The sequence below is a fragment of the Streptomyces sp. NBC_00557 genome, from assembly GCF_036345995.1.
Lineage (GTDB): Bacteria > Actinomycetota > Actinomycetes > Streptomycetales > Streptomycetaceae > Streptomyces.
In genome coordinates this window covers 7,325,323-7,345,846 of the sequence record NZ_CP107796.1, presented here as the reverse complement: position 1 = coordinate 7,345,846, position 20,524 = coordinate 7,325,323, and the positions used below count along the sequence as shown (strand labels likewise).

Below are 20,524 nucleotides of genomic sequence, written 5' to 3'. Positions count from 1 at the left end.
GGGCGGGCTGTCGTGGGTACCCCGGCCCTGGGCGAGTACCCGGCACGACCGGTCAGGTGCTCAGGTGCCGTTGCAGCCAGTCGGCAGCGGCACGGCGGAAGAGCCGGCGGTTGTCGGCGCGGAGAAACTCGTGTCCTTCGTCGCGCAGGGTGAGCAGTTCGGCGGTCACACCGCGCTCGCGCGCCGCCCGTACGAACTGCTCGGACTCCCCCGGCGGCACGTTGGTGTCGTGCTCGCCGTGCACGGCCAGCACCGGTGCCCGCAGCGCGTCGATGCGGCTCATCGGTGACAGCGCCCGCAGCAGTTCGCGGTCGCGTTCGGGGTGGCCGTACTTGTGGGCCGCCGACTGGGCGATCCAGGGTTCGGTGCCCTCGAAGAAGGTCGCGAGGTCCGACATGCCGCACACCGCGACTCCGGTGCGGAAGAGGTCCGGGTGCCAGACCAGGGAGGCGAACGTGAGATAGCCGCCGTACGAGCGGCCCATCACCGCCAGCCGGGCGGGATCGGCCGGGCCGGCCAGCACCGCGTGGGCGGCGCAGTCCGCCACGTCGTCGATCGCGGCGAACCGCCCCCTGCCCAGGTCGGCGTCGACGAAGGACCGGCCGTAGCCGGAGGATCCGCGGACGTCGGGCGCGAAGACGTCCAGGCCGCGCCCGAGGATCTCGTGGTACAGCGGGTTGAGGACGGGGCGCTCCTGGTCCTCGGGGCCGCCGTGCAGGTGGATGACGCAGGGCGCCGGTTCGCCGGGGCCGCGGCCCGGCGCGCGGTAGTACCAGCCGTTCAGCGGCAGCCCGTCCCGGGCGGTGGGGCGCAGGGGGACCGGTCGCACGGGCGGGCGGCCCGGGGGAACGGCGTCCTCGTCGCGTGACGACCACGGGGTGCGTACCGGGGTCGCGCCGCCGGGCAGCCACCAGATGCCGGGGCGGCGGCGGGACCCGGACAGAGCGAGCAGCAGCCGGGTGCCGGCGTGCGCGATGCGCGTGACCACTTCGTGGGGCAGGGTCACGGGCCGGGACGGGCCCGGGTCCGTCCCGGGCCGGGCGGACGTGCCCGTGTCCAGCACCTCCAGCTCGCTCGTGCCCCGGACGTTCCAGGCGAGCACGGTGTGGCTGCCGTCGCGGGCGCACCGCAGCAGTTCCAGGTCGGTGCTCTCCCGGGAGGCGACGGTCGACCAGCCGCGCGGTCGGCCTTCCGGGTCGAGTGCGGCGGCGAGGAGGACCGCGAACTCCCGATGCGCGTTGCTGCGCAGCCAGAGCGTGTCCGCGCGGGGTGAGAAGCCGCCGATCCACGGGTCCCCGTCGGCCACCGGCATCACACAGGTCGTCACGTGGTCGGCGGTGCGCAGCACGACCGCCTCGCGCCGGCCGCGGGGTCCCCGGCGCAGCAGTGCCAGCGTGCCGTCCCGGCTGAGATCGCACACGCGGAGCGTCGCCGCGTCCTTCTCGACGGCGAGCAGGACGGGGGCGGCGACACCGTCGGGATCGACGAGGTAGGCCGACAGTCCGTCGCCGAATCCGGCCGCCGGTGCGGTCGCGCCGCCCGGTGCGCCGATCGCCGCCGTCTCCACGGCGACCCCGGGTGACGGCAGTGCGGGCCCGGCGTCCGTGTGGGGTGGCGGGCCGAGGAGCTCCGTGTCGCCCGTCCTGCCCTGCCAGGGGGCCGGCAGCCGGCCGTCGGAAGGGCCGGGACCGGACGCACCGGCCTCCGCCGTGGCGTCCGGGGCGGGTACGGCGGTGGGGACCGCGACGGTGACCGCGATCACCGATCCGTCGTGGGCCCAGCAGCCCAGGTGGGCGGAGCTGCCCGGCTCGGCTCCGGCCAGGATGTGCCGGTCGCTGCCGTCGGGGCGGACGCACAGCACCCGTGTGTGCTCACCGCCGCCGGGGGCGGTGGTGTAGGCGATCCAGCGGCCGTCGGGCGACCAGGACACCTCCGTCACGGGGTCCGGTCCGTCGTCGAGCAGGCGCACGGGCTCGCCGTCGACGGGGCCCGTCCACAGCTGGGGCACACCGCCCCGGTCGCAGATGAAGGCGGCCTGTGTGCCGGCCGGGTCGGACGAGGGGTACCAGCAGCCGTGGGCGATGAGCCGCGTCGTCGCGTCGCGCGGCCCGGAGGCGTTCGGCAGCGGGACGCGGGCGGGCGCGGCGAAGGCGGTCCCATGGCCGTCCGGGGCCGGCGGGGCGGGGCCGGCGGTCCGCTTCGGGTGGGCGGTGGAAGGCCGCCCGGCACCGGCCGTGCCGGCGTCGGGCTGCCGTACCGCGGGGGGTTCCCCGGTCAGATTCCGTGCGTCTGCAGCCATATCTCCAGCAAAGCCACTTGCCACAGTGCGTTCGCTCCGCGCTTGGTGCGGTGCCGGTCGGGGGCCGCCAGGAGTCTGGCGACGTAGGAGTCCTGGAAGAGCCCGCGCCGTCTGGCCTCGGGGGCGGCCAGCGCCTCACGCACCTTGTCCAGGACGGGTCCGGCCATGTGGGTGATCGCCGGGACCGGGAAGTAGCCCTTGGGGCGGTCGACCACCTCGCGGGGCAGCAGTTTGCGGCCGGCCTCCTTCAGGACGCCCTTGCCGCCGTCGGCCAGCTTCAGCTCCGGCGGACACGCGGCCGCCAGCTCGACCAGTTCGTGGTCGAGGAACGGCACACGGGCCTCCAGGCCCCAGTCCATCGTCATGTTGTCGACCCGCTTGACCGGGTCGTCCACCAGCATGACATGGGTGTCCAGGCGCAGGGCGGCGTCGAGCGCGGTCTCGGCCCCGGGCGCCGCCATGTGCTCGGCGACGAACCGGCCGGAGACGTCGTCCCGCGGCAGCATGTCCGGTTGCAGCATCGCGGCGAGGTCGGCGTGCGGCCGGTCGAAGTACGTCTCGGCGTACCTCTGCGGCTCGTCCTCGCGGGCCGCGGAGGCCAGTCGCGGGTACCAGTGGTAGCCGGCGAAGACCTCGTCGGCGCCCTGCCCGCTCTGCACGACCTTGACGTTCTCGGACACCTGCTCGGACAGCAGGTGGAAGGCGACCACGTCGTGGCTCATCATGGGTTCGCTCATCGCCGCGACCGCCGCGTCCAGGGCCGTCGGCACGCGCTTCGAGGGGACCACCAGCTGCCGGTGGTCCGTGGCGAACTCCCTGGCCACCAGGTCGGAGTAGCGGAACTCGTCCCCCTCGTCGCCGCCCTCCGCCTCGAAGCCGACACTGAACGTCGCCAGGTCCCGCTGCCCCTCGTCGGCCAGCAGGGCCACGATCAGGCTGGAGTCAAGTCCCCCGGACAGCAGGACGCCGACCGGGACGTCGGCGACCATCCGCCGCCGTACGGCGGTGCGCAGTGCCTCCAGCACCGCGTCCCGCCACTCGGCGGCGCCCATGCCGGCGTGCTCGGGCCGGCGCGTGTACGACGGCTGCCAGTAGCAGTGGTCCCGGTGGGTGCCGTCCGGCTCGACGACCCGCACGGTGGCCGGGGGAAGCTTGCGCACCCCGGTCAGCACGGTCCGGGGCGCGGCGACGGTGGCGTGCCAGCTCAGGTACTGGTGGACGGCGGCCGGGTCGAGCGAGGTGTCGACGCCGCCGGCCGCGAGCAGGGCGGGCAGCGAGGAGGCGAAGCGCAGCCGCCCCGGGGTCTGGGCCAGGTACAGGGGCTTGATGCCGAGCCGGTCGCGGCCCAGGACGAGGCGGCCGGTCCGGTGCTCGAACAGGGCGAAGGCGAACATGCCGTGGAAGTGGTCGACGCAGGAGGTGCCCCACTGCCGGTACGCCGCGAGCACGACCTCGGTGTCCGAGGTGGACAGGAACCGATGGCCGACGCCCTTCAGTTCCGCGCGCAGCTCCTTGTAGTTGTAGATGCACCCGTTGAAGACACCGGTGATCTCCTGCTCGGTGTCGGTCAGGGGCTGGGTCCCGCGCTCGGAGAGGTCGATGATCTTCAGACGGCGGTGCCCCAGGGCCACGGCGTCCCGTGACCAGACACCCCGGCCGTCGGGTCCGCGGGCGGCAAGCCGGTCCGTCATGCGCTCGACGGCCGCCAGATCGGGACGCGTGCCGTCGAAGCGCATCTCACCGCTCAGCCCGCACATCCGCGACCACCTCCCCGCTGCCCGTGCGTGCGGCGCGGGAAGGGCGGCGATGACGCACTCCGCGTGGGCCGCCCACCGGTATGGGACTGATCGACACGGTCGTGCTTCTCCTTCGCGAGGACGAGGACTTCTCTGCCCTTCCGATGCGCATGGCCACGGCACTCCTCAGGTGGCGGGCGAAGGCCGTCTGCCTCGCCCGGGAACGGATCCGCCCCGCCGGTGCACCGGAGGCGAGCTGTGCACCTCCGACTTCCCACCAGGCGCACGACTCATGCAGCACCGCTCCAAAGAGAGGGTGACCTCACAGATGAGCACCCTGGCCGGCTCCGCGATTCCGCGGGAGGACGTTTGTCCGGGCGCAGACGGTACAGACGAGGAGCTGACACAGTCCTTGTACGACGAGACGGAGACGCACATGGGCATCATCGCGTGGATCATCATCGGCCTGCTCGCCGGCGCCATCGCCAAGGCCATCATGCCGGGCAAGGACCCCGGCGGCATCATCATCACCATGCTCATCGGCGTGGCCGGCGGCCTGCTCGGCGGCTGGCTCGGCAAGGTGATCTTCGGCGTCGACTCCATCGACGGGTTCTTCGACCTCTCCACCTGGATCGCCGCGATCGTCGGCTCCCTCATCCTCCTCGCCCTGTACCGCCTCATCACCGGCAACCGGCACTCGCACCGCCACGCATGACCGACTGACGCCGAATCCGTCGGGGCGACTCTGCAGACGGCTCCCACCCCGGTTCCCAGGGGGGAGCCGTCGCCGCGTGCGGCTGCCGGGCGTCTGCACCGCGGTTCCACGCGCTGGCATGGTGGCCACACGCATAGCCACCCCGCGAACGTTGTCCCGCCACATGTGCCCGTGACCAGCCTCTTCCTACCGTGTGCCGACACGTACCCGTCCCCACCGCACACGAGGAAGTGGCACACGGCATCCCCGAACACCGCTCCCCCCCCCCGCCGACCTCCCCAGAATCGTCGCCGCCAGCCTCATCGGCACGACCATCGAGTGGTACGACGACTCATTCGCTCAGGGCTGGGAACTGCGGTTTTCCGCGATTCCAACCGTCGAAGCCAGGGCGGAATCAGCACGGGGTCGATGACACGCGGACCGGGTGCCGGCCGACCTGCTTCATTCCGCCGTTCACTGCCCCGATGGCGCGGTGTGACGGCTGCGCAGTGTCCGACCCACGTCCGGCTCGGTGCGTCCAGCATGGAGCCCGGCAACACGGCATACGCCCCCGCAGCGAACCGCTGGACAGCCGTCGCGGCGCGGATGACCAACCTCGAAGTCGCGAAGGAGATCGGCACTGGATGAGAGCGAGGTCAACGGCGACAACACACGTTGTGCCCTCATAACGCGGACCACATGGCCGGCGTCAGCGGGCCAGGGATCCCGGGGTCGACGGCGGTGCCGGTCGTGGCAGGACGCCCGGCAGCGCTGCCCGCGACGGCACGGCTTGAGCCTCCAGGCTCCGCCGGCGCACGATCGAGCGCCGCGTGCTCTGTCATTTGGGTTCGGATCGCAGGACCTTGGCCCCGTGCCAGCGGCAGATCGTGAGAGCGAAGTGGAGGTCGAAGGCGTTGGCGTCGAGGCCAAGGTGGTAGCGGTCGACGGCGCTCTGGACACGGTAGTGGACGGTGTTGCGGTGCACCATCAGCTGGTCCGCGGTGGCGGCGTAGCTGCGATGGGTGGCGAGGAAGACGCGGAGCGTCTCGCGGAGAACTTCGCGGCGGCGGTCGTCCACGGCGAGCTCGCCAAGGGTGTCGAAGACGAAGTCGCCAGTTCGCGGGGCTCCTCCACCAGGAGGGCGACCGGGGCGACACGGGCGAAGGCCACCACTTCGGGAGTGCCGGCCCCGCGGAGAGGGCGAGGGTCTTGGCGCGGGCAGCGGCGCGGGCGCTGCGACGGAAGCCGTCGAGTCCCGGGCGGACGATGCCGAGGGCAAGACGCAGCGGCAGCGCGGCGTCGGCCAGTCCAGCGGCGACGGTGTCGGGGTCCACCGGGCAGCCGGGCCTGACGGCCGGCCAGATGCGGGCCCCGGCCTCGACGGTGTGGACCAGCAGGGGACGGCCCTGGGCACGCAGGGCCGTGGACAGCAGCGAAGCCAGCCGGCCGAAGACGGCGGTGGCGCCGGTGGCCCCCGTGGCGCCGTGGAGCCAGCCCTCGACGGCCATGGGGTGGCCGGACAACCGGTAGTCGAGGGCGGCCTCGGCCTGCCGCAGATCGACGCGGGGGTTGTCGAGGAGGGCACGGCACCCGTACGCTCACCGTACATACCAACTGGACGGTATGCCATACAGGAGCGCCGGTGCACGACACGACATCCTGCCGGGCATGCCGACCGCCGATCCAACGCGACCGTCGAAGGAGCCGCCGGGGATGAGCGGAAACAGCCGCCAGGTGCGCCTCGCACATCCCGTGGGAGAGCCGCGGCCCACCGACCGGGAGCACGTCGAGGAGCCGACCGGGCAGCCAGGCGGGAAGTTCCTGGTGCAGGTGCTCTGTCTGCCGGCCGAGCCGGCGATGCGCGGCTGGATGAACGCGGGCCAGGTACCGCGTCCGCCCGGTGGGGGTCGGCGAGGTGATGCGCGCCGGTGCGGTGGGAAGGTGATCGCCTCCCGGCGCTCCGGGTTCGCGGTCGACAACCAAGTGCCGGGCGCGTTCGGCGCGCCCGAGTGCTGCGTGTCGGACGGGCGCGGTGTGACCGAGGCCGGCCCAGCGGCCGCCTGCCAGACGGTCTTGAAGACCGCGGACTGACCGGACCGAGGAGAGAGAAATCCGGTGAAGGCACTGACTTACCACGGCCGTCACGACATCCGCTACGGGGATGCCCCCGACCCGGCCGTCACCAGCCCCACCGACGCGGTGGTGCAGGTGACCGCGGCCGGCATCTGCGGCAGCGACCTGCACATCTACCGCGGCAACCCGTTCAGCCAGGAACTGGGCTACACACCGGGGCACGAATGCGTCGGCGTGGTCGTCGACACCGGCGGCCAGGTCACCCGATTCAGGCCCGGCGACCGGGTTCTGGTGCCCGCCTCCGTCGGCTGTGCGCAGTGCCGGTCGTGCGCGGCCGGGTTCACCGCCCGGTGCGAGCGCGCCACGTCCAGCACGGACCTCTGCTACGGAGTGAGCCCGAAGCTCCCGGGCAGCCAGGCTCAGGCCCTGGCGGTGCCCTACGCCGACGTCAATCTGGTGCACGTGCCCGAGGGCATCTCCGACGAGGCCGCCATCGTGCTGACGGACAACGCCCCCACGGCCTGGTACGGCTGCCGCCGAGCCCGCATCCAGCCCGGCGAGACCGTCCTGGTCATCGGCCTCGGCCCGGTCGGCCTCATGGCCGCCCAAGCCGCCTTCGCGATGGGCGCCGCACGGGTGCTGGGCGCGGACCTGGTCACGGAGCGCCGCGCCTTCGCCGCCACCCTGGGTGTCGAGCCGGTCGAGGGCGAGGACGCACGGACTGCCATACGGGACATGACCGGCGGACGCGGGCCGGACGCCGTGGTGGAGGCCGTGGGCTCGGACGCCACCATCGAGCTCGCCCTCAAGGCCGTCCGGCAGGCCGGGCGGGTCAGCGTCATCGGGGTCAGCCAGAGCAAGGCATTCCCCTTCCACATGGGACTGGCGCAGATCAAGGAACTGGAGTTCGCCATCGGGCTGTGCTCGGTGCACTACGAACTCCCTCCCCTGATCGCCCTCACACGCGCCGGCCGGATCAAGCCCGAGGTCGTGGTCTCCCACCGCTTCGCCCTCTCCGAAGGCCCGGCGGCGTACGAACTGTTCGCAGGCCGCTCCGACGGCGTCCGCAAGATCCTTCTCGACCCCACCCGCTGATCCTCCTGCGCAGACCCGACTCGTCCGGTCTGCCGCGGCAGGACCTTCCGCAGCCGGGTAGGGCGCCCTCAGGCGGCCCGTTCCGGGAACGGCCAGGCCGTGCGGACGACGGCCTGAATCGCCGGGTGTCCGGCGCCGTCGTGCCCTGGCCCGGTGTCCCTTCCCAGGGCTCCGCCCCCGCGGCATCACCGCCATCGCGGCCTGACGGGGCGGGCCCACAGGAGGCCGCGAGGCAGTCGGGCGGGCATTCCGGGCCGAACACCGCCCAGTGACCTTTGCCCGCTCCGCTTCCCGAGTGCGGCCGGCGCAGGCGGGGCAGGACACGGCTGAGCCGGCTCAGCCGAGCAATTGCGCGCTGCTGACCGGTTCGCGCCGCTCTTGCCCGTTGATGCGGTGCCGTTCGATGGACGAGCGCCGGTACACCTCCTGCCGGACCCGCTGGATCTCGCCGAGGGGCCGGTGTTCCTCGCGCGATCGCCACGGCGTGATCGAGGTGGCGTCGGCGGCCGCCAGGTTGTCGTCCCCGCCGATGTCCTGGCGCGGGAGATCCACCCGGGCGACCGTCACCCAGGGGGACAGGTCCTCGGGCCACTTGACGGACGTGTTGTCCACCGGCATGCGGGCCAGATCGGTGTTGATCTGGACCTGGAGCTCGAAGGAGTGGTCTCGCTCCGCGGCCTCGGCCACCAGGGTGCGGCGGAACGCCTCGTTGTCCGCGCGCACGTCCACCATCTGGTGCGTGAGGGAAGCCAGGGATGCGGCGGTCGGCACGGTTCGGATCTTGGCGATGTGGTCGCCGTACCGGAAGGCGCCCATGCTGTTGTAGGTGTACGACAGCAGGTTCCGGCGCGGGACGGCCGTGAACGACAGCATGGCGAACAGTTCGTCCCACAGCCAGCTGCCGGGATCGGTGAGCGTCTGCCGGCGGGTCAGGAACTCCGCCATCCAGGTCTTGCGGCGGGCCGGGTCCACGAGGGCCTCGGGCAGTTCGGCGAACAATTCCTCGATCACCATGTAGTCGTAGGCGGTGTTCGCGAAGAAGACGTCGTTGTTGATCAGGTTGAGGTCGAACGTCCCGCTGTCTCGCTCGTCGTCCAGCAGCGACGGACCGGCGACGCCGAACAGCTTGATGCCCATTCCGCACGCCGCGCCCAACTGGTGGTCGGGGCGCTGGTGGCCCAAGCCGTTCGAGTAACGGACGACGGCGTCGTACACGGTAGGCCGGGCGAAGATGCCCTGCCTGTAGACGCCACGGTTGTCACCAACCGTGACCGTGGCCCTGAGGAGGCCGTAGGTCTTTCCGTGGGCAGTGCGGACAGCGCCGCCGACGGCCTCGCGCTCGACCGAGGCACGAGTACGACGCGCCACCTGGGCGACGACTGCATCCAACTCTTCCTGGTAGCCCGGACGTTCGATGGGGCGGTAGTCCTCGTAGCGGACGGGATCCATGGTGCTGCCTCCCTGTGCGGTGGGGTCGATCAATGACGATAGCGAGCAATTAAATTGTGCACAACATAACTGAGTGTGGCGCATCGCACGGAGACGAGTGCAACCTCGTGGGGGCACCGCGTCCCCGGGGGCGACGCATGCCGTGCTCGGAGGCGGACCGGGCTGCCGGATCCGCCCTGTCCCTGCTCAGCACGGAGCTCAGCCCATCCGAGCGCAAGGGCCGCGCGCGGCGGAGCATTCACCCGGGCCCGGCTGGCCGAGTGGGAGCTCGACGGCGAGGCGGCGGAAAGCACAGGCGTGGTGGTCTCGGAGCTCGTGACCAACGCGGTTCGGCACAGCGGCTCGCCCCAGGCGACGCTGCGGCTGGCCCGCTCCGCGTGGAACCCCGGCTGGCGCGCCACCGTTGAGTGCTGCGGTGGGTGCCGGCCTTCGAGCGTGAGTGGGCGGCGGCGCTGAAGGAGTCGCGCCGGGCGTTCTCCCTCGCCGGGCTGTGCGAGGCCGTCCAGGTGTGGCAGACCCGCGTCGCCTCCGCCCCCCAGCAGTCGGCGCGTTCCTCGACTCCGGCCGGGACGAGACCGCCTTCGTGGGCTGCCTGGAGGAGATCCGGAGCAGATGCCGGTGACCGGACAGCCGTGATGGATCGGCCGTTACGACTGCGCGCAGCAGGAACGGCTCGGCCGCGATGCCGCATACCGCCGGACCGGAGTCGGCGGACAGCAGCCGTGGCCGGCAGGCGCAGCCGCGCGAGCTTCAGACGTGGACTCTGCGCGGTCGACGGCGTGCGGCACTGCGTGGCCGGCCCTGCGACGGTCTGTTCTGCAGGACCTGCTCTGAGGGCCGCCTGCCCGGCCCAGTACCTCGCGCGCCGGCGACGGTGGCACTACGGAGGTGGGCGGCCTGGTGATTCGGTTGGGTGGTGCCTCAGCGGAAAGCGGCGATGTTGCGGGCGACCCAGCCGTCGAAGGGGCGCGGGGCGCGGCCGAGGACTCGTTCCACGTCCGGGCTGATCCGCAGTTCGGCGGGGTTCGGGGCGGAGATGATGTCCAGGGTGTCGTCGGCGAGTTCTGCCGGCACGAACCGGGTCATGGTGGCCTTGGCCTCGTCGCGGGTGAGTTCGTGGAACCGTACAGGCGAGCCGAGCGCGGCGGCGATCGCCTCCGCCTGCTGACGCGGCGTGATGACCTCCGGCCCGGTCAGCTCGTACACCCTGCCGGTGTGCCGGTCGTCCAGCAGGCAGGCCGCCGCGACCTCGGCGATGTCCGCCGGGTCGATGACCGGCACCCCTACGTCGCCGAAGGGCGCGGCGACCGTCCCCTGCGTGCGGACGGACTCCGCCCAGGCCAAGGCGTTGGAGGCGAAACCGCCCGGTCGCAGGACGGCCCAGTCCAGGCCGGACTCCCGCAACGCGTCCTCCACCGCGCGCATCGCGACCCGCGACGGGCCGAGCGGCCTGGTCGCCACGCCCTGCGAAGACAGCAGGACGACCCGGCGGACCCCCCTGGCCGCGGCCAGGCCGATGATGTCGGCCGGCCTGGCTTCCGGGGCGTGCAGTTCTCCGGACAGCAGGAGGAACAGGGCGTTCGCCCCGTCCAGCGCGGGTGTGAGGCTTGTCAGCTCAGCCAGGTCGGCCGTCACATGCCGGACTCCGTCCGGCATCGCCACCGCGTGCCGCGACACCGCCGTCACCTGCTCGCCCGCCTCGGCCAGGGCCTGCGTCAAAGGTCGGCCCACATTCCCGGTAGCCCCGGTCACCACGATCATGTTCAGCTCCTAGTCCGTTGTGCACTGCGGCAAATGACGCTAGGAGGCGGGCTTACTTTTCGTAAGAACGTACCCAGGGGTAAGCTCCCGACATGAAGGAAGGCGCGCAGCTGACGCAGGCCGAGACAGGCGATCGGTATGAGGTGTTTCACACCGACTGCCCCGCGCGAGACGTGGTCGACCACGTGACCAGCAGATGGGGTATCTGGGTGCTGATCTCCTTGCGGAGCAACCACCTTCGGTTCCACGAGCTGCGCGACAGCATCCAGGGCATCAGCGAGAAAATGCTCGCTCAGACCCTGCGCGCGCTGGTCCAGGACGGCTTGGTGTGGCGGGAGGTAGAGCCGACGACGCCGCCCCAGGTCACCTACGGGCTGTCCGAGTTCGGTCAGGACGTCAGCGAGCCGCTGACGGACTTGTTCGACCGGATCACACAGCGGCTACCGCCGCGCAGCCCGGGATAGTGCGGTAGTGGTCGGCCTCGAAGGCGAATCCAGCGTGCCCTGGCGACCTACGTTGGCGCGTCGGCAGTAACCGGCGAGACCGTCGAGGTTCTGCTCGGCGGTCTTGTGCCATACGTACGGGCGGGGGTTCGCGTTTCCAGTCCTTGATCCAAGCGCGGATCCGGCGTTCGAGGGCGGGGACGGACCGGTGGACGCCACGCGGGAGCTTCTTGCAGGTCAGCTCGCCGACCACCACCCGACCAGGTTCAGCCAGGACGAGCCGGTCGGGGTGAAATGCAGCTGGAACCGGGGGTGGTCCAGCAGCCGCTTGCGGACCGGCTCGGTCTTGTGGGTGCCGTAGTTGTCCACGATCAGGTGCACATCAGGTCGGTGGACGGCTTGAACAACTCCGCACGGTGCGGCTTGAGACCGAAGGCCCGCCAGATCCTCGACACCGTCGAGCGACATGTCGGCCCGACGGTCCATCGACCGCGTCGACCAGTGGGGTGGTGTTCTGCGGCTTCGTCTGGTGGTCCAGCAATCGCAGTTCGGCCCGTTACTCGTACCGGTACTTCAGCGAGTCCGCCTCCGCCTGCTCGATGTCGGCGATCGTCAGCTCCGGCATCCGCAGCTGGACCAGCGTCACCTCGGCCGAGGTGGGCTGGGCGTCCGCCGGCAGCCACTGCTCCGGCTTCCAGGCGCCGCTGCGCAGGAGGGACTTGGGGCAGTGCGGGCAGACCTCCTCGATCCCCAGCACCAGCGCACTGGCCGGCGGCTCGCCGACGGCGGTCGGCTGGGACAGCAGCTCCCGGCGGGTGGAGACGCAGGCCCGGCCGTTCACACTGAGCGTCGTGGTGCGGCCCGGGATGACGGACAGCAGCCCGGCCCGTCCGGTGGCGACGACGTTCTGCAGGGTGTCCAGACGCTTGTTGCCGGTCCAGGGGGTGTCCGACGGATCGCGTGACGGATTCTTCAACGGATCGTTCGGTTCGCTGTGGGACGGGGCGACATATCTGACAGCGAGTGGGCTCGATTGGAGCCGCACCTGCCAAAGAGCCTGGGACGCGGGGGCCGGTGGAAGGATCACCGCACTGTCATCAACGGCATCTTCTTCCGGCCGCGGACCGGCGTTCCGTGGCGGGACCTGCCCACGCGGTTCGGGAAGTGGAAGACGGTCCATGACCGTCACCGCCGGTGGTCTGCGGACGGCACGTGGGAGCGAATCCTGCGGGCTGTCCAAGCCGACGCGGACACGGAAGGTCGGATCGACTGGAGCGCGGTGAGCGTGGATTCCACGGTGTGCCGCGTGCACCAGCATGCCGCCGGAGCCCGTCACCGGCCGGCTCGGATTCCGGGACAACGCCGTCGCCCGGCACGACATGTCCCCGATGAGGCGATCGGTCGCTCGCGCGGCGGGCTCACGACAAAGATCCATCTGGCCAGTGAGGGCGGGTGCCGTCCGCTGGCTGTCCTGGTCACGCCTGGGCAGTGGGGTGATGCACCGCAGTTGATTCCGGTCCTGGACCGAATCCGTGTCCCTCGCCCGTTTGGGGGACACCCGCGGACACGACCGGACCACGTGTGCGGCGATAAGGCGTACAGCTCGCGTCGAAACCGCCGCTACCTGCGCCGACGGCAGATCCGGCACACCATCCCCGAGCGCCGGGATCAGCGTGCCAACCGTCAGCGGCGTGGCAGCCGGGGCGGTCGCCCCACCAGCTTCGACCGGGACCGGTACGCCCGCAGGAACGAAGTCGAGCGCACCGTAAACGCACTCAAGGGGTTCCGCGCCGTGGCGACCCGGTACGACAAAAGAGCATACGTATTCCACGGCACGGTCACCCTCACCGCTATCCGGCTATGGCTGCGCCGGTAACCCGCCGGACAGTCCCTAGTGCGCATCCACCCGCACCGGTGGTGCGGTCACCGGTGCAGAGCCACCACGGTGTCCACCACCGCGCGGGACTCCACCTGCTCATCGCGCAGCGCCTGCAGAGCCGGCACGACGTCCTTCGGCGCGTCGACGAGGACCTGGCCGACGAAGTGCGCTCCCGCTGGAGATCCGACAGCGACACGAGCAAGAACACGCCCTCGCAGCGAAGACCACCCTGGTACTAGCTGCCCGCGTGCGTCGAGCGCAACGGCTCGCGTCGTTTCGGTCATGCTCTCCTTCTGGTTGGCTCGTCGCCGTGAGACATGTGGCCGGCGGAAGTTCTCATGACGGGGATCAGCCGGGCAGAAGATCGCGTGCCGGTTGTTTCAGCGCGGTTCGGACGAACTGGCCCGCGCGGTCGAGCGCCAATGCGCCCTCGTCCAGGATCGGCGCGAAGCCCTGGAAGACGTGTGGCACTTCCGCGGTGATGTCGAGGATGACCGAGACGTCGGCGGCTGCCAGGCGGGAGGCGAGCCGGATGGAGTCGTCGAGCAGTGTTTCGTGCGTTCCGACCTGCACGAGAGTGGGCGGCAACCCGTGCAGGTCGTCGAACAGCGGGCTGTGCTCCCGCGCCGCGGTAGCACCTTCGCCGGCGTAGTCGAGCACGCGCCGGGCGAGCGCTTCCCGATTCACCGCGACGTCTACGGACGCCCGCGTTGTCATCGAGTCGCCGGCCAATGTCAAGTCGATCCAGGGCGACAGCAACACCGCGCCCGCCGGTACGGGCCGGTTTCCCGCCACCAGTGACGTGAGCAGTCTCAGTGCCACCCCGCCTCCGGCGGACTCCCCGATCACGATCAGTTCGTCGGCGCCGATACCCGAGTCCAGCAGCGCTTCATAACACGTCGCGGCATCGGTCGCCGCGGCCGGTGCCGGGTGCTCCGGCGCAAGCCGGTAATCCACGGTGACGACCCGCAGTCCCGATCGCCGGGCGATCTGGGTCACCAAGCCCAAGGAGCTGTTCGCCGAACCCAGTGCGAACGCGCCGCCGTGGAAGTAGAGCGCGGTGCCGACCGGTTGCGGCGCACCGCTGATCGTGACCGACAGCGCGGCGACACCCGCCAGGTCGAGCTTCTCGACGATGGCGTCGGTGGGCACCGGCTGCGAGCTGAGGATCTGTTCGAACAGCGGCCGTTGGACGTCGAGATCGCCACCCAGGTCGAGCGGCGAGTTCCGCCGGAGTTCGCGGACCTGCTCGCGTTGCTCACGAGTCATGCTGTCACCTGCCTGGTTTCGAGGCCGGTGCGGTGTGGACGTTCGACCGGGCTGAGGACGACGGTGCGCTTGTTCGTCATGATCGCGCCTCCGCCGACTTGACGTGCTGCGCTACCAGTGCCGAAAACTCTTCGGGCTCGTCGATCGGAACGATGTGGCCGGCGTTGGGCAGCAGGCTAGCGGTCAACTTCTCGCTAAACGGGGCGAGTTGACGCGCGGTGCCCTCGCCGACTGCGCCTCCGCCGATCGTGAGCACCGGAAGTGTGAACACGTTGTGCGTCACCCACGAGGAGATCCAGCCCGCGTTCGCGGGCATCGCGCGGTAATGCTCGAAAGCGGCCCGCAAGGACTCCCGCCCACGGTACGCCTCGACGATCCGGGCGGTCAGCGCCTCCGAGAGCCCGCGGCGGCTTCCGCCGTCGAGGAAGAACCGGATGTAGTGGTCTTCCCGCCCCTCCAGCAGGTCCTCGGCGAACCCGCCCGGAGCCGAATGGAGCCCGAACCACCAGGGGGCGCCGCTCGCCGTGAAGGATTCGGCTCCGGGCAGTGTGCCGATCACCGCCTCACTCAGCGTCAGACTGGACACGCGGTGCGCGTGGGTCGCCGCCAGCGCGAACGCCGGTGCAGCGCCGAGGTCGATGCCGACGACGTGCGCCCGGTCGATGTCAAGCGCGTCGAGGAGCCCGACCAGATCCCCGGCGAGCTCGGTCGCCAGGTAACCGCCGGCCGCCCGGTCGCTGTCGCCCAGACCGCGTAGATCCGGCGCGACGACACGAAGCCCGGCCGCCGTCAGCAGTGGCGCGACTTCGGACCAGATCGCCCGCGTGTGCGGAAAACCGTGCAGCAGCAGGACCGCGGGGCCCTCACCCGCCACCTCGACCGCGAGGCGGACGTCGTTCACCGAGATGTACCGCGCTTGGGCGTCCGCCAGGTAGGCAGTCAACATCGTTCATCTCATCCAGTCGGTTACTATCGGATACCAGGCGAACATAGGAGACCGACCGTGGACGTTCAAGGAGGCACTTCCCGGAACCCTGGTCACCTCGGGGCAACCCCTCACCGCGGCGACCTCTTCGATGCAGCCTGCCCCACCAGGCAGCTGCTCGACCGGGTCGGCACGAAATGGACGACAATGCTCGTCCTGACCCTCGACCAGACCGATGGCGAACTTCGTTTCACCGAACTCAAGCGAGCCCTGACCGGGATCTCCCAGAAGATGCTGACGCAGACCCTGAGGTCGCTCGAGCGGGATGGCCTCGTCACCCGCCGGGTCGAGCCTTCCGTTCCGCCACGGGTGTTCTACGGGCTCACCGCGCGTGGAAAGTCGTTGGCACAACCCCTGTCACAGTTGCGAGAGTGGGCGGAGATGCACATGCCACAGATTCAGCTCGATCAGGACGCATTCGACCGTTCACTCTGAGCGCAGGGCTGGTCCACGGCCGACCAGGTCGGCGATGAGCAAGGTCGTTGGGAGTGTCTGATGGGTCCCGTGACGGGTCTGGCGGTGGATCCGTAAGTGAGAGCGAGGTGGGAGAACAAGCTCAGCGTGTGAGCACGCACCCAGCCGCGACGCCGAGCCAGAGCATGGCTCCGAAGAACAGGCCGACGATCGGATATAGGCGGTACTTCCGGGTGGATACCCTTGCGCTTTTCGGCCTTTCGGGCAGGTAGGCGACCGGTACATGGGTTCCAAGGGCCAGCCCCGTCCCCGTCGTGGCGGGCCGGAACCGGACGGGGCGGCCCTGCCGGTCGGTCAACTCGATGACGGGCTTCGAAGAGTCGTCCCCCGGCTCATGCTCCTGGTTCACCACCGCCCCCCTCGGCGCGCAGCCCGTAGCGGCTCAGCCGCATCTGCAGCCGTGCCTCCCGTTACCGGCCCACAGACTCGCCAGGCCCGCCAATACGGCTAGCCCGATACCGATCGTTTCACCCGTCATCCGTCCCCTGCTCTCCCTCGCACAGCGCCCGCCCGGCACGGGGCGCGCATCAGGAGGACGCGGCGTGTAGCCCGCTGGTTCACGAAGGTGCATGGGCACACCGGCTCCTCGGGCTTACGCGGTCGTGGCGAGGGGCCACGCAGGGCCGGTTGCCGCCTTCGCCGTCGGGCACGCGACTGCCGCCCCTGATGAGCCTTCGTGGAGTCGAGCCAGTCAACTGAGTCACTGCAGTCAACTGACCAGACACAGCAGGCTTGCTGACCCATCGGACACCCCCTAGGGGCTTGAGAGGCTGCGCCGTCCGTCATGACTGCAGGCGCTCCAAGGCTCCCATGGTGACTGGCAGGTCGATGGTCGATCAGGCCAGGCCGGCGGCGTCCAGCCCGGAGCGCAGCAGGGCAAGCAGGTCGGCCAGCGCTGCCGGCGGATCCGGTTCGAGCGTGACGAGCATCACTGCGTCGATGATGAATCGGGCCACTGCGCGGATCCGCAGGTCGGGAGTCTCCAGGCCACGGTCGGCTGCGAGCGCGTCGGCCAGGGTGTCCGCGTGCCGTAGCCACATCTGCTGCCAGTGGACGCGCAGTGCCGGGGTGCCGTGCACGAGGCCGAGGAACGCCTCGAACTGTTCCCGCTCCCGGGGATCCGCCGTAGGCAGTGACATCAGGTACTCCTGCACCGCATCGAGTACGTCACGGCCAGGAGAGCGCTGACGGACCGCGGCAACGAGGCCGGCGTCGATCTCCGGTTCCAGGTCGAAGAGCAGCGCTTCCTTGCTGCGGAAGTAGGAGAACAGGGTGGGCACCGAGACGTCGGCGGCATCGGCGATCTCCGCCACGGTGACCGCGTCGTAGCCGCGTTCGAGGAACAGCCTCAAGGCCGCGTCGGCCAGTGCCCGGCGGATGCGGGCCTTCTTGCGCTGCCGCAGGCCGGGCGCTGGACGGTTCTTTTCGGTCACACATCGAACCTAACAGGTTCCATAGCGATGCAAAATCTTAAGTGGCTTAAAAACTTCAGTAGTTGAAGAAACGTCAGCTGCTGTGCTTCACTCGTGCCGCCGGCTGCCGAGGTCGGTCCACGGTCCGGATGGGCTCCGAAGGGTGTAATCAGCCATACCCATGCGCTCACGCCCGGCAGGCCGCAGTGAAGAGACCCCCCGAAAGTCCCGTTGGCGATGCCGCCCTCCGTCCATTGCCCCGCCCGAGATTCAACAGCGTTCAGCGTCAGTGAGTCCGAGTGACAACCGACCACTGCAGGTAAACGCCGCCTGGACACACCACCGCCCACTGCTGAGACGCCGCCACGGAGAAGCAGGAACTCCCGCCGTAATTCGAAAGGAGTATCAGGTGCAGCGCGACGTAGATTCTCATGGGATTCGGCTTGAATCACCCACGTTCTCTTGCGATATGTGCGGCGGACCGATTCGCCGAGGCTCCGCAGATGACATCAGGGCCAGGAGGAAGCGTCCGCGATACTGCTCGAACGCCTGCCGTCAGCGCGCCTACCGTCAGCGGCTCAAGGACGGCGGAATGGGTACTTCGACTGCGACCGGGATAGCCCGTTTGAGCAGTTTCATCGGCCGCATCGATGAGCTGGTGGAGCTGAAGCGGCTGGTGCGCGCCACACGACTGCTGACCCTGACAGGGCCCGGGGGTGTGGGCAAGTCACGCCTGGCGGTGGAGTTGACTGCCCTTGAACAGCGCGGCGGACGCTGTGAGGTCAGCCTTGTCGAACTGGCGTCGGCGACCACGGGGGAGCAAGCGCGGCAGCGGATCACCGAAGCGCTCGAGGGAACCAGGGAAGCGCGTACCCCCATGGTGGGGGCACGGAGCGGGACGGGCTCCGACCGCGATCGGCTTCTGGTGCTCGACAATTGTGAGCATGTGCTCGACGGCTGCGGGCTGGCCCTCAGCGCGATACTCCCTCGCTATCCGGGCCTGCGCGTCGTGGCCACCAGTCGCGCACGATTACGGTTGCCGGGCGAGACGGTGTACTCGGTGGGGGGTCTCTCCCTGCCGGATCCCGATGGCGGCGGATCACTCGACGGCTTGCTGCGCTCGGACGCCGTCCGGCTCTTCGTCCACCGGGCTCAGGCCGTCTCCTGCGGATTCCAGCTTACCGAGGACAACGCCGTACACGTCGTCGCGTTGTGTGCCAGGCTGGACGGGCTGCCGCTGGCGCTGGAGCTGGCGGCCGGTCTCGTGCGGGCCTTTCCGCCGGGCGAGATCCACCATCGGCTGGACGACCGCCTTTCCCTCCTGACCTGCGGATGGCGTACGGCGGATCGACGTCACCAGAGTCTTCGCTCGGCCATCGAATGGAGCTATGACCTGCTGACGCCTCAGGAGCGGTCGCTGTTCCGGTCACTGTCGCTGTTGCCGGGCGGGTTCGGGACGGATGCCGCCGCGGCCGTCGCCGTGGACCATGGCATACCCCCGTCGGCCGTGCCGCAGCTGCTGGCCGGCCTTGAAGCCAAGTCCCTCATCGTCGCCGGTGCCGACCGGGCAGGTTCCGCCCGGTTCGGGATGTTGGAGTCGATCCGGTGTTACGGGCATGAACGGCTCCGTGCCGAAGGCGAGGAGATACGGGCCTACGACCGTCTCGTGGACTGGCTTGCGGAACTCGCGCGCCCGTTCCGGGAGGCAGCACTCACGCCTGCCAGGACCTGCCGACGACTGGACGAGGAACGCGACAATCTCACGTCTCTGCTGCAGTGGTTGAGCGTGGGAAGCGACCCGCGCCAGCTCCTCCTCGCCGGGGCGCTGGCCCTCGTGGACATCAACCGGGGGTACGCGGCGGAGTCCCGGACGATGCTGGCCGGGGCGTTGGACCGAACGGATCCGGGGGCGGGCGACCGCAGCATCGCTCTGTGCATGCAGGCGCTGCTCATCGCGTGGGAGGGGAACGCCGGCGAAGCGGTACAGCTTGCGCTGCGGGCAGTGACGCTCGAGCGCCGGCGCCCGCAGCGCCGCGAACATCTGATCTGCCGCATGCTGCTGGTGCTGAGCCTGGCCCGGACGCAACACGGCGACCAGAGCTCGAGGGCCGATCTCGAGGAGTGTTTGGAGATCAGCCACCGGATCGGCGATCGCGTCATGACCGCGTTCTGCCTGATCCTCCTCGCCTGGCAGTTGCTCGGCGCCGGCGACACGGTCCAGGCGGTGCGGCTGGTTGACCAAGCCCTCCCGATCCTGAGGGGCGAGGCCAATCCGGTCCTGCTACGGGTGATCCTGCACACGGCCGGCGTCCTTGCCCTGGAACGGGACGACTGCGCTGCGGCGGAGGCGCACTTCGCCGAGGCGCTGGGAGACACGGACCACGTGAGCGACGCGGCTCACCTGGGCGCAGCCGGTCCCGCGCTCTGGGGCCTGGCTGTCAGCGCGGCGCGGGGCGGTCGTTTCGAGCGGGCGCTGCGGCTGTTCGCGGCCGTCGAAAGGTACGACGTGTCCGCGGCCCTCGTACTGCCTCCCTGGTTCCGGGCGCGGGTGGAGGAGGCGGCGGCCACAGCGCTGAGGGCGCTGCCCAAGGCACGGGCCGAGGGTGCGCTTGCGGCAGGGCGCCGGCTGGGTCCACGACAGATCGTGCACTACGCACGGGACGAACAGCCGGCAACCGCACCCGATGGTGACGACCCGCTCAGCCCGCGCGAACGGGAAGTGATCGACCTGGTGGCTGACGGACTCACCAATCGACAGATAGCGGCCCGGTTGTATCTGTCGGTTCGCACCGTCGAGACCCACGTCCGCAACGTCCGCACCACACTCGGACTGCGTTCCCGTACCCATGTCGCCGCATGGTCCGCACGGCGGGCGCAGGCCATGCCCACACGCACCGAAGGAGGGGCCGGAGCCGGGTCCGTGGTGTAACGGTGTTCGTCACCGCGGACCACGTC

Annotated in this window: 16 protein-coding genes and 3 pseudogenes; 7 read left to right on the top strand and 12 right to left on the bottom strand. The window is 70.3% G+C overall.

Annotated elements, in window-relative coordinates; translation table 11 throughout:
* Positions 1-52: 52 nt before the first annotated feature.
* Positions 53-2,299, bottom strand: coding sequence for a prolyl oligopeptidase family serine peptidase (locus tag OG956_RS32525; RefSeq protein WP_330341586.1), 2,247 nt, complete (start codon positions 2,297-2,299; stop codon positions 53-55).
* Complete coding sequence (locus OG956_RS32520; protein WP_330341585.1) at positions 2,275-4,056, bottom strand: N-acetylglutaminylglutamine amidotransferase; 1,782 nt, start codon at positions 4,054-4,056, stop codon at positions 2,275-2,277. The genes OG956_RS32525 and OG956_RS32520 overlap by 25 nt, the downstream gene beginning before the upstream one ends.
* 415 nt (positions 4,057-4,471) lie before the next feature.
* Here OG956_RS32520 and OG956_RS32515 point away from each other — a divergent pair, with 415 nt between their 5' ends.
* Positions 4,472-4,750 carry a GlsB/YeaQ/YmgE family stress response membrane protein gene (locus tag OG956_RS32515; RefSeq protein WP_189297688.1) on the top strand — a complete coding sequence of 93 codons (279 nt, stop codon included), beginning with the start codon at positions 4,472-4,474 and terminating at the stop codon, positions 4,748-4,750.
* Positions 4,751-5,567: 817 nt separating this feature from the next.
* Here the strand turns inward: OG956_RS32515 and OG956_RS32510 are convergent.
* Together OG956_RS32510 and OG956_RS40300 are read right to left on the bottom strand one after the other, a co-directional pair.
* Positions 5,568-5,807 carry a helix-turn-helix domain-containing protein gene (locus OG956_RS32510; protein ID WP_330341584.1) on the bottom strand — a complete coding sequence of 80 codons (240 nt, stop codon included), beginning with the start codon at positions 5,805-5,807 and terminating at the stop codon, positions 5,568-5,570.
* A gap of 145 nt (positions 5,808-5,952) precedes the next feature.
* Positions 5,953-6,285: pseudogene (locus OG956_RS40300) on the bottom strand (hypothetical protein); the annotation flags it as partial.
* A 157-nt stretch (positions 6,286-6,442) separates the two neighbouring features.
* On the opposite strand from OG956_RS40300, the gene OG956_RS32505 reads away from it, so the two are divergent.
* Positions 6,443-6,820, top strand: coding sequence for a hypothetical protein (locus tag OG956_RS32505; RefSeq protein ID WP_330341583.1), 378 nt, complete (start codon positions 6,443-6,445; stop codon positions 6,818-6,820).
* 24 nt (positions 6,821-6,844) lie between these two features.
* Positions 6,845-7,897 (top strand): alcohol dehydrogenase catalytic domain-containing protein, encoded by a 1,053-nt coding sequence (locus OG956_RS32500; RefSeq protein ID WP_330341582.1) that lies wholly within the window; start codon positions 6,845-6,847, stop codon positions 7,895-7,897.
* Positions 7,898-8,233: 336 nt separating this feature from the next.
* On the opposite strand, the gene OG956_RS32495 is transcribed toward OG956_RS32500, so the two are convergent.
* Positions 8,234-9,346, bottom strand: a complete 1,113-nt coding sequence (locus OG956_RS32495) for a catalase family protein (protein ID WP_330341581.1) — start codon at positions 9,344-9,346, stop codon at positions 8,234-8,236.
* Positions 9,347-10,267: 921 nt separating this feature from the next.
* A complete protein-coding gene (locus OG956_RS32490; RefSeq protein ID WP_330341580.1) occupies positions 10,268-11,107 on the bottom strand; it encodes an SDR family oxidoreductase in 840 nt (279 codons plus the stop codon).
* Positions 11,108-11,199: 92 nt separating this feature from the next.
* Between OG956_RS32490 and OG956_RS32485 the strand changes: the two genes are divergently transcribed.
* Positions 11,200-11,571, top strand: coding sequence for a winged helix-turn-helix transcriptional regulator (locus tag OG956_RS32485; protein WP_330341579.1), 372 nt, complete (start codon positions 11,200-11,202; stop codon positions 11,569-11,571).
* Between the two features lie 237 nt (positions 11,572-11,808).
* Here the strand turns inward: OG956_RS32485 and OG956_RS40295 are convergent.
* Positions 11,809-11,931: pseudogene (locus OG956_RS40295) on the bottom strand (transposase); the annotation flags it as partial.
* A 175-nt stretch (positions 11,932-12,106) separates the two neighbouring features.
* Positions 12,107-12,487 (bottom strand): annotated as a pseudogene (locus OG956_RS32475) (MSMEG_1061 family FMN-dependent PPOX-type flavoprotein); the annotation flags it as partial.
* Positions 12,488-12,544: 57 nt separating this feature from the next.
* Here OG956_RS32475 and OG956_RS32470 point away from each other — a divergent pair.
* Positions 12,545-13,426 carry an IS5 family transposase gene (locus tag OG956_RS32470; protein WP_330341578.1) on the top strand — a complete coding sequence of 294 codons (882 nt, stop codon included), beginning with the start codon at positions 12,545-12,547 and terminating at the stop codon, positions 13,424-13,426.
* Positions 13,427-13,473: 47 nt separating this feature from the next.
* Here OG956_RS32470 and OG956_RS32465 read toward each other — a convergent pair whose 3' ends face one another.
* From OG956_RS32465 to OG956_RS32455, 3 genes are all read right to left on the bottom strand, one after another.
* Positions 13,474-13,713, bottom strand: a complete 240-nt coding sequence (locus OG956_RS32465) for a hypothetical protein (protein WP_330341577.1) — start codon at positions 13,711-13,713, stop codon at positions 13,474-13,476.
* A gap of 64 nt (positions 13,714-13,777) precedes the next feature.
* Positions 13,778-14,698, bottom strand: coding sequence for an alpha/beta hydrolase (locus tag OG956_RS32460; RefSeq protein ID WP_330341576.1), 921 nt, complete (start codon positions 14,696-14,698; stop codon positions 13,778-13,780).
* Positions 14,699-14,774: 76 nt separating this feature from the next.
* Positions 14,775-15,644, bottom strand: coding sequence for an alpha/beta fold hydrolase (locus OG956_RS32455; protein WP_330341575.1), 870 nt, complete (start codon positions 15,642-15,644; stop codon positions 14,775-14,777).
* A gap of 57 nt (positions 15,645-15,701) precedes the next feature.
* On the opposite strand from OG956_RS32455, the gene OG956_RS32450 reads away from it, so the two are divergent.
* On the top strand, positions 15,702-16,118 hold the full coding sequence (locus OG956_RS32450; protein WP_330341574.1) for a winged helix-turn-helix transcriptional regulator: 417 nt from the start codon (positions 15,702-15,704) through the stop codon (positions 16,116-16,118).
* 875 nt (positions 16,119-16,993) lie between these two features.
* Here the strand turns inward: OG956_RS32450 and OG956_RS32445 are convergent.
* Positions 16,994-17,590, bottom strand: coding sequence for a TetR/AcrR family transcriptional regulator (locus tag OG956_RS32445; protein ID WP_330341573.1), 597 nt, complete (start codon positions 17,588-17,590; stop codon positions 16,994-16,996).
* A gap of 604 nt (positions 17,591-18,194) precedes the next feature.
* Here OG956_RS32445 and OG956_RS32440 point away from each other — a divergent pair.
* Positions 18,195-20,498 carry an ATP-binding protein gene (locus OG956_RS32440; protein ID WP_330341572.1) on the top strand — a complete coding sequence of 768 codons (2,304 nt, stop codon included), beginning with the start codon at positions 18,195-18,197 and terminating at the stop codon, positions 20,496-20,498.
* Positions 20,499-20,524 lie beyond the last annotated feature (26 nt).

What these genes read in the sequence shown, in the direction of transcription:
- OG956_RS32525 (WP_330341586.1), bottom strand. Translation starts at nt 2,299, where the DNA reads ATGGCTGCAGACGCACGGAATCTGACCGGGGAACCCCCCGCGGTACGG.
- OG956_RS32520 (WP_330341585.1), bottom strand. Translation starts at nt 4,056, where the DNA reads ATGTGCGGGCTGAGCGGTGAGATGCGCTTCGACGGCACGCGTCCCGAT.
- OG956_RS32515 (WP_189297688.1), top strand. Translation starts at nt 4,472, where the DNA reads ATGGGCATCATCGCGTGGATCATCATCGGCCTGCTCGCCGGCGCCATC.
- OG956_RS32505 (WP_330341583.1), top strand. Translation starts at nt 6,443, where the DNA reads ATGAGCGGAAACAGCCGCCAGGTGCGCCTCGCACATCCCGTGGGAGAG.
- OG956_RS32495 (WP_330341581.1), bottom strand. Translation starts at nt 9,346, where the DNA reads ATGGATCCCGTCCGCTACGAGGACTACCGCCCCATCGAACGTCCGGGC.
- OG956_RS32490 (WP_330341580.1), bottom strand. Translation starts at nt 11,107, where the DNA reads ATGATCGTGGTGACCGGGGCTACCGGGAATGTGGGCCGACCTTTGACG.
- OG956_RS32485 (WP_330341579.1), top strand. Translation starts at nt 11,200, where the DNA reads ATGAAGGAAGGCGCGCAGCTGACGCAGGCCGAGACAGGCGATCGGTAT.
- OG956_RS32465 (WP_330341577.1), bottom strand. Translation starts at nt 13,713, where the DNA reads ATGACCGAAACGACGCGAGCCGTTGCGCTCGACGCACGCGGGCAGCTA.
- OG956_RS32460 (WP_330341576.1), bottom strand. Translation starts at nt 14,698, where the DNA reads ATGACTCGTGAGCAACGCGAGCAGGTCCGCGAACTCCGGCGGAACTCG.
- OG956_RS32455 (WP_330341575.1), bottom strand. Translation starts at nt 15,644, where the DNA reads ATGTTGACTGCCTACCTGGCGGACGCCCAAGCGCGGTACATCTCGGTG.